This is a genomic window from Nocardia cyriacigeorgica, from assembly GCF_010858045.1.
Classification (GTDB): Bacteria; Actinomycetota; Actinomycetes; order Mycobacteriales; family Mycobacteriaceae; genus Nocardia; species Nocardia cyriacigeorgica_E.
Map to the genome: position 1 here is coordinate 326156 of NZ_JAAGVC010000001.1, position 13539 is coordinate 339694.

The 13539-nt window shown below is 68.8% G+C and carries 11 protein-coding genes; 3 read left to right on the forward strand and 8 right to left on the reverse strand.

Annotated features, from left to right (window positions below):
• Nucleotides 1-104 precede the first annotated feature (104 nt).
• Nucleotides 105-1751, reverse strand: coding sequence for a class I adenylate-forming enzyme family protein (locus tag GV790_RS01475; protein WP_163809583.1), 1647 nt, complete (start codon nucleotides 1749-1751; stop codon nucleotides 105-107).
• 287 nt (nucleotides 1752-2038) lie between these two features.
• Here GV790_RS01475 and GV790_RS01480 point away from each other — a divergent pair, with 287 nt between their 5' ends.
• Nucleotides 2039-2821, forward strand: coding sequence for a DUF6319 family protein (locus tag GV790_RS01480; RefSeq protein ID WP_175585764.1), 783 nt, complete (start codon nucleotides 2039-2041; stop codon nucleotides 2819-2821).
• A gap of 18 nt (nucleotides 2822-2839) precedes the next feature.
• On the opposite strand, the gene GV790_RS01485 is transcribed toward GV790_RS01480, so the two are convergent.
• From GV790_RS01485 to GV790_RS01495, 3 genes are read right to left on the reverse strand one after another with little or no spacing between them, the layout of a single operon-like run.
• On the reverse strand, nucleotides 2840-4366 hold the full coding sequence (locus GV790_RS01485; RefSeq protein WP_163809585.1) for a GGDEF domain-containing protein: 1527 nt from the start codon (nucleotides 4364-4366) through the stop codon (nucleotides 2840-2842).
• Complete coding sequence (locus GV790_RS01490) at nucleotides 4366-4935, reverse strand: hypothetical protein (RefSeq protein ID WP_163809587.1); 570 nt, start codon at nucleotides 4933-4935, stop codon at nucleotides 4366-4368. Before GV790_RS01490 ends, GV790_RS01485 begins: the two co-directional genes overlap by 1 nt.
• Nucleotides 4932-5492, reverse strand: coding sequence for a pyruvoyl-dependent arginine decarboxylase (locus GV790_RS01495; RefSeq protein ID WP_280213413.1), 561 nt, complete (start codon nucleotides 5490-5492; stop codon nucleotides 4932-4934). The genes GV790_RS01490 and GV790_RS01495 overlap by 4 nt, the downstream gene beginning before the upstream one ends.
• Nucleotides 5493-5630: 138 nt before the next feature.
• Between GV790_RS01495 and galK the strand changes: the two genes are divergently transcribed.
• Both galK and GV790_RS01505 read left to right on the forward strand, forming a co-directional pair.
• The gene (gene galK / locus GV790_RS01500) at nucleotides 5631-6770 is read left to right on the forward strand and encodes a galactokinase (RefSeq protein WP_163809589.1); all 1140 of its coding nucleotides are present in this window, start codon (nucleotides 5631-5633) and stop codon (nucleotides 6768-6770) included.
• Between the two features lie 596 nt (nucleotides 6771-7366).
• Nucleotides 7367-8113: a hypothetical protein gene (locus tag GV790_RS01505; RefSeq protein WP_163809591.1), complete on the forward strand. Its 747-nt coding sequence runs from the start codon at nucleotides 7367-7369 to the stop codon at nucleotides 8111-8113.
• A gap of 160 nt (nucleotides 8114-8273) precedes the next feature.
• On the opposite strand, the gene GV790_RS01510 is transcribed toward GV790_RS01505, so the two are convergent.
• The 4 genes from GV790_RS01510 to GV790_RS01525 all read right to left on the reverse strand — a co-directional run bounded on the left by GV790_RS01510 (nucleotide 8274) and on the right by GV790_RS01525 (nucleotide 13530).
• Nucleotides 8274-8969 carry a hypothetical protein gene (locus GV790_RS01510; RefSeq protein ID WP_163809593.1) on the reverse strand — a complete coding sequence of 232 codons (696 nt, stop codon included), beginning with the start codon at nucleotides 8967-8969 and terminating at the stop codon, nucleotides 8274-8276.
• A gap of 389 nt (nucleotides 8970-9358) precedes the next feature.
• Nucleotides 9359-10810: a PepSY-associated TM helix domain-containing protein gene (locus GV790_RS01515; protein ID WP_163809595.1), complete on the reverse strand. Its 1452-nt coding sequence runs from the start codon at nucleotides 10808-10810 to the stop codon at nucleotides 9359-9361.
• A gap of 365 nt (nucleotides 10811-11175) precedes the next feature.
• Entirely contained in the window at nucleotides 11176-11739 is a 564-nt protein-coding gene (locus GV790_RS01520) for a hypothetical protein (RefSeq protein ID WP_163809597.1), read from the reverse strand.
• A 141-nt stretch (nucleotides 11740-11880) separates the two neighbouring features.
• Nucleotides 11881-13530 (reverse strand): acyl-CoA synthetase, encoded by a 1650-nt coding sequence (locus GV790_RS01525; RefSeq protein WP_163809599.1) that lies wholly within the window; start codon nucleotides 13528-13530, stop codon nucleotides 11881-11883.
• Nucleotides 13531-13539 lie beyond the last annotated feature (9 nt).

Below are 13539 nucleotides of genomic sequence, written 5' to 3' on the forward strand. Positions count from 1 at the left end.
GGCCGGGCATGGGCAGCGCCGAAATCCAGCAGAACCTGAACAGTCTTTTCCAGACCATCCAGACAGCGCTCTTCCTGCTGATCGTCTCGTTGTAGCCCGGGTGGCTACGGCTCGAGGCCCGCGCGGATCACCTTCCCGGTGGCATTGCGCGGGAGCGGAGTGGTGGTGAGCCGCCACCGCGCCGGGACCTTGTAGTAGGCCAGGCGCTCGGCGGCGAACGCGCGCAACTCGGCTTCATCGGTGGCTGTGTGGTTCTCGACGACCACCACCGCGGCCACCGCCTGCCCCAGATCCGGATCCGGCACGCCGAGGACCGCGCTCTCCAGCACCGCCGGATGCTCGTCGAGACACTGCTCGATCTCGGTGGGATAGACGTTCTCACCACCGCGCAGGATCAGATCCGAGCGTCGTCCTGACAGCCGCAACCGGCCGTCCTCGAGCACACCGATATCACCGGTGCGCAGCTTGCGGTCCGGGGTGATCGCGGCCGCCGTCGCGGCGGGATCGTTCCAATAGCCGAGCATGACGTACGGTCCATGCACCCAGATCTCGCCCTCCTCGCCGTCGGGGAGCTGGGCACCGGTCTCGTCGTGGATCTCCACCGAGGCTCCGAGCACCGGGCGTCCGACGGTGTCCGGGAACGCCGCGAGCTCGGCCGGTGCGGCAAGCGTCGCCGCCGTGCTGCATTCGGTGAGGCCATAGCTGGTGACCAGCGCGGTGCGGGCCACCGGGAGCTGCTCACGCAGCCGCTGCTGCAAGGCCGCCGACGATGGTGCCGAGTTCAGCGAGAACGCGCGCAGCGACGACAGGTCGTAGGCGCCGAGATCGCAGTCGAGCATCCGCGTCGCCATGGTCGGCATGGCGCCCCAATTGCTGACCCGCTCGCGCTCGATCAGCCGCAGCACCCGGTCCGCGTCGAACGAGCCCTGATGGATGACCGCGGTATCCCCGCTGACCAGGCGCGGAACGACCAGATTGTGCAGGCTGGCGATGTGGAACAGCGGTGAGGTGAGCAGGAATCGCCTGCCGCCGTTGTCGGGGGTGCCGGACAATTCCGCCGCGAGCGCATCGTTGAAGCGGTGATAGCCGATGACGGCGATGAGGTTGCGATGCGAATGCGTCACGCCCTTGGGGCGGCCGCTGGTGCCGCTGGTGTAGAGAATGACGGCGGGATCGTCCTCGGCCACCGGTGTCGTCGGCAGCTCGCCGCCGGCGAACTCCGCGATCAGCGCCGCGACGTCGTCCTCCATGGTGAGGACGGGCACGTCGGCGCGCAGTTCGGCGACGCCGGCGGCCCGCTTGGCATCGGCGATCAGCACCGACGGTGTGGTGTGGGCGAGGCCGTAGGAGATCTCCGGCGGGGCCCACCAGGCGTTGTAGCCGACCGCGATCGCGCCGAGGCATTGCGCGGCCCAGAAAGCGACCACCCATTCCGGGGTGTTCGCGGCCAGTATGCCGATCCGATCGCCCTTGCCGACGCCGTAGCGATCGCGCAGCGCCCGCGCCAGCGCGCCCGCGGCCGCCGCGTGTTCGGTGAACGACAGCCGGGTGTGTTCGGTGACCAGGTAGTCGCGATCGCCCCAGCGGGTCGACGCCGCGAGCACGTCGGCGAGGCTGCGTTCGCGGTTGACGAGCACCGGTGTCGGCGCGCCGAGTACCTGCTGCACCGTCATCTCGAACGGCCCGCCGGGGCCGGTGAGCTTGCCGATGGCGGCCATGGTGAGCGCCTGCTGATCGACGGTTTCGGTCATCGCGGTTCCTGCCGTTCGTTTCTCCCGGACGCCTCGCCGGCCGTCCGGGCTTGCCCGTTCCGAGTCCACGCGGCCGCGGGACTGTTCCTAGAACGTGTTCTATTCTTATCGCAACCGGCCCGCCGTGGCAGCGGGATCGGCCCGATCGATGCGGATCGACGCGAAGGCGTCCCGGCGTGCTCGCGTGGATGGATTCGCCGGGTGCGGGGAGAACTTGTCGGTGGAGTGCGGCATCATCTGTGCACGCAGGCCCCTTCACGAAACGCGAGAATTGCCCGGAGAGCCCCATGTCATCGCCGCGAACAAAGTCCAAGAACACACCGCAACCCTTGTCGGACACCGAGATTGCGCAGATCGCCACCGAGATCGCCGCCGGCCGCCCGCCCATGGTGTGGTTCACCGCCGCGGCCGTGGGCATACCGGAAGGGCGCTCGGGCAAGGTCATCGCCCTCGGTGAGCCGTCCGACGGTGATTTCCTCCAGATCCGGCCCACCGGTTCCAAAGACGTGCTGTCCTTTTCCCCGGCCGAGGTGACGATGACCAAGCCCGCCCGGGACAAGCCCGTCGCCCAGCCGAAATCGTCCACCAGGAAGGAATCACCCACCGTGACCAAGCCGTCGGCCCCGACGAGCACCGCGTCCACTCCGCCCGCGCCGCCGCAGGCCCCGAAGCCCGTCGCGAAACCGGTGCCCGCTGCTGAGCCTGTGGCCGCCAACGGTGCCGCCAAGCCCGCGCCCGCGCGTCAACAACCGGCGCCGCAGGCCCAGCCGAAGCCGGCCGCCAAGGCTCCGGCGCGCAAGTCGAAGGCGGCCGAGGTCACCGTCACCATCAGCGGCACCGCCGACGGCGAGTGGAGCGTCGACGTGGTCAATGGCAAGAAGCGCACCGTGCGAGCGCTTCCGGTGAACAGCGCCGCCGTCGCGCAGGCCGCGAAACTGCTGCACCCCGAGGTCGCCGAGGTGGTCGGCGGGATCATGGAAGCGGTGCGGGTCGCGCAGCTGGCCAAGGTCGAGCAGTTGCAGGCCGAATTGGCGGAGGCCAAGAAGCTGCTCGCCGAGCTGCCCGGCTGAGAGGGTCCCGGGCGGCGCTCAGACCGCTGTCTCGCGCTGCCAGGGGCGGCGGACGGTCTCGGGCGTCGCGCGGGTCTCGTCCCGGAACGTGTCGTAGAAGGTGTAGCCGAGGGAGTACTCCTTGGCGTGGTACATCGCCGAATCCGCTTCGCGCAGCAGGTCGTAGATGTCTGCTTCGGTGGCGCGCGGCCCACTGCACGCGAGGCCGATGCTCGCGGTGATCGGTACCTCGCCGGCGCTGAGTTCGAACGGGCGGATGAAGGTGGCGAGCAGCCGCTTGGCCAGGCCGTCGGCCTCCTGCCGGTCGAGTGGCGCGAGGATGACGAATTCGTCGCCGCCGTACCGGGCCACCACATCCTCGCGGCGCACCGCCCGGCGGATCCGCGAGGCCGCGTTGGCGATGAGTTCGTCGCCGACGGCGTGACCGTAGCTGTCGTTGATCATCTTGAATCCGTCCAGGTCGATGAACAGCAGGCACAGCGGTCGTTCCGCCCAGTGGCCGCGATTGCGCGCCAGCGCTCGCAGCAGCGCCGACCGATTGAGCAGCCCGGTGAGCATGTCGTGGTCGGCCTGGTACTGGGCACGTTTCTCGCTGCGGGCGCTGCGCACGATGGCGCGCTCGCTGCGCACCAGCACCCCGATCAACAGCAGTGCGCACAGCGTCGACACCACCACCCGGTCCACCGTGCCGAGCCGCGAACCCACCACCGGGATCAGCGATGCCACGATCAGCGCGACAGCGAGGAAGCTCGCGCGCTGGCGCGAATGATGCGGATGAATCGGATGCGGTGCGCCGAGCGAGGTCATCGTCGGGTGCAGGGCGGCGACGCCGACCAGGGTGTAGGCCAGCAGCAGCGGTGCGAGCAGCACGTCACGGCCTGCCACCGGTGTGCCTGCGACCTCGAGGTTGTAGCCGAGATCGCCGAGCAGGGCCAGCAGCAGCCCGCCGTGCAGCAGGCGAAGCGAGGTCTCCGAACGCGTCGTCGACGCCACCGAGTAGGCGACCAGGGCGAGCAGCAGAGCGTCGAGGATCGGATAGATCGCCGTCGTCACGGCATGACCGAGATGGCCGTCGGCGCGTAGCGCCGGTGAGATCAAGAAGGTCCACGAGGCCAGCAGGGCGCCGAGGCCGATCAGGGCCGAGTCGAGCAGTAGGTCGTAATCGGCGTGTAGCTGCCGCGGGCGTAACCAGAACACCGCGGCCACCGCGATGCCGACATAGCCGGCGAGGGTGAAGGCGTCGTCGAGGTGGCGGGTGCCGGTGCCGGTGAAATCGCGCAGTGCGATGCCTGCGGCGAACGCCACCGCCGACGCGGACAGCAAATACCACGGCAGTGGTCGACGCGGGCGGTGGCGGTAGAGGCCCGTGCCGATCATGGCGAGCGCGCCCGCCACCACCGAGGCCATCGTCGTCAGTGACAGCGCGGGGGAATCGAGCAGAGTTTGTAGCACGATCAAGGCGATCGCGACGCCGGGGACGAACCTGAGCCACCGATGTCCGAAGTGCGATCGCCCACCCGCCGACTGCTCTCCGGTGAGTTCCATCAGCCCCCCTTCATCGCTCCCGTTCCGATGAATCGGGCCGCGTAGTAGGTCTGGGAATCCTCAACTGCTACTTCGACGTCTGCCTGCTCCTCGAGCACCGCTCGGATGCCGTCGGCGAAACAGAACCGAGTGTTGTTGTACGAACAGATGTCCCAGCCGACCGCGGCACGTTCAGCCACCAGAACCCGGACAACTGATTCGATCATGACATGGAATGCCGCCCCCTGTCGCGCACTTGGCGCAACAAGGGTGAAACCCGCGTAGTAGATCGCATCGCGGGCCGCGTGTTCAGGGTATCGCGCAACGAAATATTCGGGGCTGATCCACGGCACCGTCTCTAAATGCCTGGTCAAGGTGGTCAGGCCCACGGGTTCGCCGGTGCCGGTACGCGCGATATGTTTCTGGACCCGCGGATCGCGCATCTCGGCGAGGAACTCCTCCCGATGCAGCACCTGCCTGGCCGCGGCCTTGGTCCGCAGCGGACCGAAGGCCTGCTCGTAGAGGCGGTGGAACAGGTCGGCCGGCTCGGGGTCGATCGTGGTTTCGACCGTGACGTGCAGCAGGCTCATAGTCGGCCCCAACCGGACGCCCCGAACGCCGCGAGCACCACCGCGCACGCGGGGCGGTCGTCGCAGCGAGTTTCGCTGGTGCGCAACCGAACCGGGCCGAAGCGACCGGTGCGATGCCGTGCCATATCGGCCAGGCTGGTTCGGACAAGGTGTTCGACCTCCTCGGCCGTCTCGGCCTCGTGTTCGACGAACAGGCCGGCACCGTCCTCGCGGGTGGTCCAGCCGATACCGGCGGCGGCGCGCACACCCGCGGTGTCGGCGTGCCCGGCGGCGTAGACGCAATAGAGGCGGTCGCCCCAGGTGATCGGCGTGTCGATCCGTGCGGCGGATTCCAGGCGGGTGTGCGGCGGGATCACGGAGGACAGCCGGATCAGATTGGCCTCGCCGACCCCGAGTTCGCGCAGGGCGGCATCGAATGCGGCCAGGGCGGTGGGCCCGGCGCCGGTGGCCGCCGCGATCTGGATGCTGTGCGGTGCGGCCCGATTGCCGCGACGGGCGGGCAGACGATGCCGCAGCGGCCAGGACGGACCGAAACGACGGCGGGCGGAATCGATCACACGTGCTCCCCATGCGGCCGGGCCCGCGAACAGGCGGGCGGGTCATCCCTTCGAACCGAGCGTGACCGAGGATCGCCCGTCCCGCATCGTGTCGCGGCGAAACCACTGCTCGCACGGCGTGTCTCGTACAGTGGAGCGGTGCCCGACGATCGCAACGACGGCTTCGCGACCTGGGTGGCGCCCGGCCGGGTGAACATCATCGGCGAGCACACCGACTACAACGACGGATACGTGCTGCCGATCGCGCTACCGATGACCGTCGAGTGCGCGGCTCGGCGGCGCGGCGGCGACCGGGTGCTGCTGCGATCGCGGCAGCGGCCGGGGGAGCGGATCGCCGTCGGGCTCGGTGAGCTCGAGACCGAGCGCGCGGCGCTTCCCGAGTGGGCGCGTTATCCGGTGGGCGTGGTGGCCGAATTCGCGCGCCGCGGGCATCCCGTGGGTGGTGTCGAGCTGCGCATCGACGGCGGAGTGCCGATGGGAGCGGGGTTGTCGTCGTCGGCCGCGTTGTGCTGCTCGGTGGCCCTCGCGCTGCGAGATCTGTTCGAACTACCTGTTTCCGAGCGCGGTCTGATCGAGCTGACGCAAGCGGCGGAGAACCGCTACGTGGGTGTGCCGACCGGGATACTCGACCAGTCCGCGGCGATCCTGTGTACCCGCGGGCACGCGCTGTTCCTGGATGTCCAGCGTTTCACCCGAGGCGGCCCCGAGGCCCATGCGCAGATTCCGTTCGACCTGCGCGCTTCCGGGCTCGAACTACTCGTGGTCGACACCGGGCATCCGCATCGGCTGGCCGAGAGCGGCTATTCCGAGCGCCGGGCCGAATGTGCGGCCGCCGCAGCGGAACTGGGTGCGCCATCGCTGCGCGAGATCGATTCGCTCGACGTCCTCACGCGGCTGGACGACCCGGTACTGCTCCGCCGAGCGAGACACGTCGTCGCCGAGAACGCCCGGGTTCTCGACGTCGTCGCGTTGTTACGCGCGGGCGCCGATCCCCGCCAGATCGGGCCGATCCTGACCGCCTCGCACATTTCTCTGCGGAACGATTTCGCGGTGTCTGCGCCTGGCCTGGATGCCGCGGTGACGGCTGCGCTGGCCGCGGGTGCGTATGGGGCGCGCATGGTCGGGGGTGGGTTCGGCGGGAGCGTCATCGCGCTGGTCGACCAGCAGGCCGTGGATAGGGTGACCATCGCTGTGCGAGATGGACTGGTCGGCAACGGTTTGCCCGAGCCCCGCGTGTTCACCGCGGCACCGGCCGCGGGTGCGCGCCGGCTGCGGTGATCGCGCGATCTGCGTCGAGCCGGAGTCGGATATCGCGCGTGGATCTGGTCACAGGGTGTTCGTCGTCGTCAGGGTTCTCGGGTGGTTCCCGAGGCACCGAAAACTTCTCGATGCAGGGCTTTCGGCAACCACGTCCAGAACTGGTCGTGCGACCATGAATGCAAGTTACCGAAAAGTATTGTGTCGCATGTCTCTTTGTGCCGCAAACCTCATTTGACCTGCGTATCCCATGCTCTAATCTGATGAACGTCGATGGCGACAAGGGCTCACCGAAGATGTGACACACCCCCTCGCATATCGCGCAGGGGTGAAATAAGCAATTCCGAAGGTTGAATTCGAATTTCATGGAAAACGCACCCCACGGGCAAGTCGGCGTAGTTATGCGACCCGATTCCGAATTTCGATCCGGTTGGCAGTGCTGGTCGATCACAGCGCTGAGCTTGTTCACCCTGCTACTCCTGTGCCAGCCGTGGTTGAAGGCCACCGGCCCCCACGGTGACGTGCGCACCGACGCCTTCGGCCGGCTGGAGGGGTCCGTTCCCGCGCTGCGCATCTTCGACGAGCCCGTGGCGTCCATCAGTGGGTGGTGGGGCGCGTTGATCGCGGCGGCCGCGGCGGCCACCCTGATCGGGGCCCAGCTGCATCGACTGATCGGCGTCGGGCGGTCGGTGGCGATCGTCGCCGCTATGGCCAATGTGGTCCTGGTGCCGGTGACACTGCTGTACCTCAACAGCAAGTCACCGGAATTGAAGAAGATGACCGAAGACCACGACGATCTGAAAGAGACGCTCGGCAGCATCGTGAAGTCGCTCTTCGGTGACGGCAGCGGCCAGGAGCCGGCCGCCGGCGCGGCGCAACAGGCCACGACGGCCGCACTGACCGATCAGGCCCTCATGTGCTGCATCGTCGCGGCGCTCACGGCCGTGATCGCGGTCTGCATACGGCGGCGGGCCTACTCGGTCGACGGTGCGGCCGCCGCGGACGACGAGCTTCTGTTCGCCCTGCCCGCATCCGACGGACAAGCAGGCCACGCCGAGGACGCCGACGACATCATGGACCAGGTGTTCGACCGCATGGTGCAGCAGAACTACGAACTGCTGGAACGGCGTACCGCCGCGAACGACGAGGAACTCAGCCGGCAGCGCCTCCTGCAACGAGGCGAGCGCCTCCGGCGCAGCGACAGCATCCGGCAGACCCGCCGCCGCCCGCGGCCTCGTCCCGCGACGTCGGCGGCGGAAAAGCCGGCCACACCCTGGGTCGCCGCTTCTCGAAGCGGTCGCCTCGCCGGACTTACGCAGGCCTCGGCCGAACCGCGGTTCCGAGCCGGGCGCTCGGACGGCTGAACCCGCGCTGCGGATCCGGCCCGGGTGCGCGGCGCGTCATCCGGCACGGATCGCGGCGTTCCCCAGCAGGAGTGCGCGACTGAGCCTTCGGCTGCCCTACCGCTCGGGCTCCTGCGCCCCGGGATGGTGTGCGCCGGGACGCAGGAGCCGCCAGATCAGATCACTTGGCCGGGAACGGGGCGTTGATCGTGGTGAAGTACTGGATCGCGGCGCCGATCGCGACGGGCGCGGTGATCAGAATCTGACCCACGACAGCACCTAGGCTGCCGACGGCCAGGACACCGCCGATGCAGCCGACCGCGGCCGCGGGAATGAACGGCCCGAACAGGCCGACGATGGTCGCCGAGGCGACGGTGGCGCCGGCGATGCCGCCGAGCACGCAACCCACCGCGGCGCCACCGATTCCGCCGACCAGGGCGGCGATACTGGCTCCGAGACCGATGGTGCTGGTCATGCGGCTCCAGGCGTCCTTCTCACGCTCGTACTCGGACTTGTAGGTGGCCTTGTCCTCGAAGGGCAGGGCGACCGGGCGGTACGCGGCGTGCGCGAGATCGAACTGCGGGGTGAGCGTGGCGGTGCGGCCGGAGATCTCGGCGGCGATCGGGAATTCGAACTCGTCGACCCGGAAGGTCAGCGGCGTACCCGCCAGCACGGTGCCATTGGGAGCCTTGATTTTCAGCACCCGGTCCTCGACCACGAGCGAACCCGCGTCGGTACTGATGACGCTCGACGTCTCGGTCGCCGTCGCGGTGAAACCGACCGCCTCCGGCTCCGGAGCGGCCTGTGCGGTGGCAGCGGTCACGCCGAGAGCGGTGGTCGCGGCGACGGTGATCAGGGCGAGCTTGGTGAACTTCATGGGAGTTGTTTCCTTCTCATGTGTGGAGAGATGACCTCGGGCCGGGTCGGTAGAGTCGATGCCGACGGGACGACCCGAATTGCTTGTGCGGCTGTGGTTCTCACCCGTGCCCTGGCATGGGCACGGCTGTGCGGGGCATGAGCCCGGCGCAGGCGGACAGCCGTGGTTCGCGGATGTCGGTCGGGCCGTCCCGAAACCGACGTGCCGGTGTGTGCGCTCCACCGTGGCGGACTCGACCGAGCGCGTGTGCGCGCGGCCGACGGGCCCGCAGGTGCGGGCTGCAGTGGTCGCACGGCCCGCGGAACCACTCCTCGGCTCGACGCCGAGGCGAAAATTCGCACGATGAACCAGGCCCACCGCCGGGGCGGGCCTGTATCGCGGAGCCGGAGCTACCCGGTGGCGCGTCTCCTGAACTGTCCGACGAGGACGTCGACCACCAGGAAGGCCAGCAGGCTGATTCCGATCAACGGCGCGAACCAGCCGATCAGAACCGTCACCGCGGCCAGCGGCACGATCAGCACCGGTGGACTGCGCCGCAACCCGCCGCGCTGTGGCGGTTTACCGATGGCGAACCGCCCGGCCGCGCGGGTGGGGCGCCGCTTCCACCACAGCAGGTAGCCACGCACGATCACGGTGATCAGGCCGATCATCACCGCGAGCAGCAGCAGCTGGTTGAGCAGGCCGAACATCAGGCCCATATGGAACTGGATGCCCCAGTTGGACAGCTTCGCCATCAGCGGCCAGTCGGCATAGGGCAGGCGCGCGGTGATCGCCCCGGTGGCTCCGTCGACCGCGACGGCGTCGACGGTGTAGGTGCCGGGCATGCGCCGTTCCTTGATCGCGAAGGCCGTCGAATCGTCGGCGGGAATCGCGATCTCGGCCGGCCGATCGATGCCTGCGGCGCGCCCGGCTTCCACCACCCGATCCAGCTGCGCCACCCGATCACCCGGATCGCCGGTCGGCATCGGTGTCGAACCACCGTGATGGTGGTCGCCACCCGCATGGCTCGCCGGCGCATCGGAGCCGGGCAGCGACGTGCTGACGGCAGGCGTGGTCCAGCTGAGGTTCTCGCGCAGCTCGGTGATGTTCTCGCCGGCATAGGTCGACCAGGTCATCCCGGTCGCCGCCAGCAGCAAGAGCACGGGCAGGATCCAGAAACCCACGGCGCCATGCCAATTCAGGGTGCGTCCGCGGCCACTACCCGAGCGGTCCGGGATCAGCAGCCAGCCCGCGGAATTGCGGTCGCGCCGCGCCCGCACCCGCCGGACCCACAGCAGCAGACCGGCCAGCGCGATGACCCACAACCAGGACGCGGCCAGCTCGCTGTAGAGCCGCCCGGGGTCGCCCAGGTGCAGGTCGCGGTGCAGCCGGTCGATCCAGGTGCGCATGGGCAGCGCACCCGAACTGCCGTAGACCACCGATTCACCGACCGGTGTCGCGGTCGCCGGATCGACGAACACCGCGCGGCGTTCGGATTCACCGAGCGTGGGATCGCTGAAGATGACCCGGGTGGTGTCGCCGGATTCCGGTGCCGGTGCGACCGCGACCAGCGGCAGATCGGGGCGGGTGGCGACGGCGGCCTCGACCTGCGCGGAGATCGGTTGCGCGGGCCCGGAGGAGTCGACGTGCAGTAGATCGCGGTTGACGATCGACTCCAGCGCCGGGGAGATCGCGTACAGCGCGCCGGTGATCGCCGCGATCAAGATGAACGGGCCGACGAAGACGCCGGCGTAGAAATGCAGCCGCAGCGCGAGCGCGCGCGCCGCGGCCCATGGCCCGGTCCGGGAACCGGATGGGGGTGCGGACTCCGTCGGTGGAGTCTCGATATCGGTGGTACTCATCGTTGTTCGACTACGTCCTGTCGAGAGATACCCGGGTTGCGGCCATCGGTCGCGGGGCTCACGCCCGTCTGCGATCCGGCAGACCCTTCGGGTGGGGCGAAACGGAACCTGGACGACATCGGTGCGCACGCGTCGTGGCAATTCACGGCGAGCCGATATTCCGGCGGCGTACGTCGTTTCGGCGCACGGGGGCATGACCTTCGGGGAGGAGGGCCTGCCGCAGGTGCGCCTGACCGGACGGGTACAGGCCGCGCCGGGTATCGCCGCGCAGCACGGTTCGACGACAGCTGCGTGCGACGTGCGGTGGCGTCACCGTGTTGCACACGCGGTGGCCCGACCGCCGATTGCGTCCAGGTGAAGTTGATTCAGAGACGAACAGTCGACGGTGGTCCGCGAGTGCGGGACGCATCGGCGGCGAGCACCCACAGGATGACGCGATCACGATGCGTGGTTCGCAGCGGCGCAGGCCCGGCGATGGCGGGCGGGTGATACCGCAACGGCACAACCCTGGCCAAGGCCGACCTACCCATGCGATAGGCGAATTCGGCGCCCCGGATCAGCAGCGCCGCGATCACGACGGCTACCAGGTGCGCGGCGATCATGGTCGGCGTCAGTTGGACGTCGCCGTGATGCAGATGCCCGGACCCCCACCCCATGGCGAGGTGGCCGAGCAGCTGGCCCGCGGCCAGGACGGTGAGGAGCCCGGCGGATCCGGTGCGCAGCCGGCCCGGCCCGGCGACCAGCGCGCCGACCAGAGCCGAAGCCGCGAGAAGGAGAGCCAACGTGCTGCTGCTCGGCGCCATTCCACCGGATGCCCAGCCGTGCGCGGCCACCGAGATGGTGCCGGACAACGATCCGGCCGCCCCACCGCGCAACTGCGCGATGCCGCTGCGGTCATCCGCAGGGGGTCGGCCGAACCTGATAATCACTCGCCGATGATAGCTGAGGAGTTTCGTCCCATTGCTGCCTCGGCGATTGCGGGCTCCGGGCTGGTAGCTGGGGGCGGACAAGCGGCCGTCGGCAGTAGCCGCGTGCCGGGCTCGCGGCCGAACGCGAGCCCCGAGCGACGCCTACGACCCGTCGACGTCCATCTCGACCAGCGGCTTGCGCAGCAGCTTGCCGGTGGCATTGCGGGGCAGTTCGTCGAGGAAGATCACCTCGCGCGGCACCTTGTAGCGGGCCAGGTTCTGCTTGACGTAGTCCTTGATCTCCTGGACGTCGCGGTTGGAGTCCGGCCCTGGCACCACGAAGGCGCGCAACCGTTTGCCGAACTCGCGGTCGTCGACGCCGACGACCGCCGCCTCCAGCACGTCCGGCCGGTTGGACAGCAGGTGCTCGACTTCCTGTGGGAAGACGTTCTCGCCGCCGGAGACGATCATGTCGTCGTCGCGGCCGTCGATGAACAGCAGGCCGTCGTCGTCGAAATGGCCGACGTCGCCGCTGGACATCATGCCGTCCACGCGCTCTTTGGTGCGGCCGTCGGTGTAGGCGCGGAAGCCGTGCGCGTTCTCGATGAAGATGGTGCCGGTGACGTTCGGCTCGGTGATGAGCTTGCGGTTCTCGTCGTAGAGCGCGATCCGGATGCCGGCGGGCGGGCGGCCCGCGGTGCTCGGTGCCTTACGCAGATCCTCCGGGGTGGCCACCGTGATCACCGCGCACTCGGTGGAGCCGTACAGGTTGTAGAGCACGTCGCCGAAGTATTCGGCGGTGCGCACCACGACGTCCGGCGGAATCGCCGAGCCGGCCGCGAAGATCACCTTCAGCGGTGTCATGTCGTATTTGGCGAGCACGTCGGCGGGCAGGTCGAGCATGCGCTGCAGCATGGTGGGCACCACGACCAGCGAATCGGCGCGATGCTTCACGATATTGGCCAGCGTCAGCTCGGGGTCGAAGCGGCGCTGCTGGAAGATCACCCGGTTGCCGAGCGCCAGGCCGAGGGTGAACTGGGACAGGCCGGTGCCGTGGAAGATCGGCGCCGCCATCACCATGGTGCCGTTCTTGGGCAGCGGCACCCGGTCCAGGAACTGGGCCGACATGAAGGGGCTGACCCGATCGCGCGGTGCGCCCTTCGGCGTGCCGGTGGTGCCGCTGGTGAGGATCACCATGCCGCCGGGCTTGGCCGGGGCGGGCATGGACTCGGTGGAGCGGCCCGCCGACAGCGATTCGATGGTCGGGATCGACGGATCGGCGCCGTCCTTCTCGTCCACCCAGGTGAGCACGCGGGGAATGTCTGCCGGAATGGCGCTCATCAGGTCGAAGAACTCGCTGTCGTGCAGCACCGCCTTGATCTTTTCGCGCTCGGCGACGTCGGCGAACTGCGGTTTGGCGAATCCGGTGTTCATCAGCACCGCGCGCACACCGAGCTTGCCGGTGGCCAGCAGGCTCAGCACCATGCCGCGATGATCGCGGGCGAGTACCGCGACCACGTCGCCCTGGCCGATGCCCTGAGCCGACAGCCCGCGAGCGAACGCATTGGACAGCTCATCGAGCTGACCGAAGGTGAGTTCGCCGTGTTCGTCGACGATCGCGGCGGCGTTCGGCCGAGTCTGCGCGGCGTGCATGACGACGCCGGCGAACGGGCCGTACTTGCGCATGTTGTAGAACGAGCGGGCCCCGTGATCGAGGCGCAGCGGGTTGAACAATCCGCGCTTGACCATGACATTCACGCCCAGAGCGAGGTCACGCGCCTTGCGGACGGGGGCTGGGGTCGACAGAGACATGCGGCAAAC

Bases quoted from the DNA above. Each gene is read 5' to 3' on its own strand.
- GV790_RS01485 (WP_163809585.1), bottom strand. From the start codon at position 4,366: ATGGAACTCACCGGAGAGCAGTCGGCGGGTGGGCGATCGCACTTCGGA.
- GV790_RS01480 (WP_175585764.1), top strand. From the start codon at position 2,039: ATGTCATCGCCGCGAACAAAGTCCAAGAACACACCGCAACCCTTGTCG.
- GV790_RS01525 (WP_163809599.1), bottom strand. From the start codon at position 13,530: ATGTCTCTGTCGACCCCAGCCCCCGTCCGCAAGGCGCGTGACCTCGCT.
- GV790_RS01510 (WP_163809593.1), bottom strand. From the start codon at position 8,969: ATGAAGTTCACCAAGCTCGCCCTGATCACCGTCGCCGCGACCACCGCT.
- GV790_RS01490 (WP_163809587.1), bottom strand. From the start codon at position 4,935: ATGAGCCTGCTGCACGTCACGGTCGAAACCACGATCGACCCCGAGCCG.
- GV790_RS01475 (WP_163809583.1), bottom strand. From the start codon at position 1,751: ATGACCGAAACCGTCGATCAGCAGGCGCTCACCATGGCCGCCATCGGC.
- GV790_RS01515 (WP_163809595.1), bottom strand. From the start codon at position 10,810: ATGAGTACCACCGATATCGAGACTCCACCGACGGAGTCCGCACCCCCA.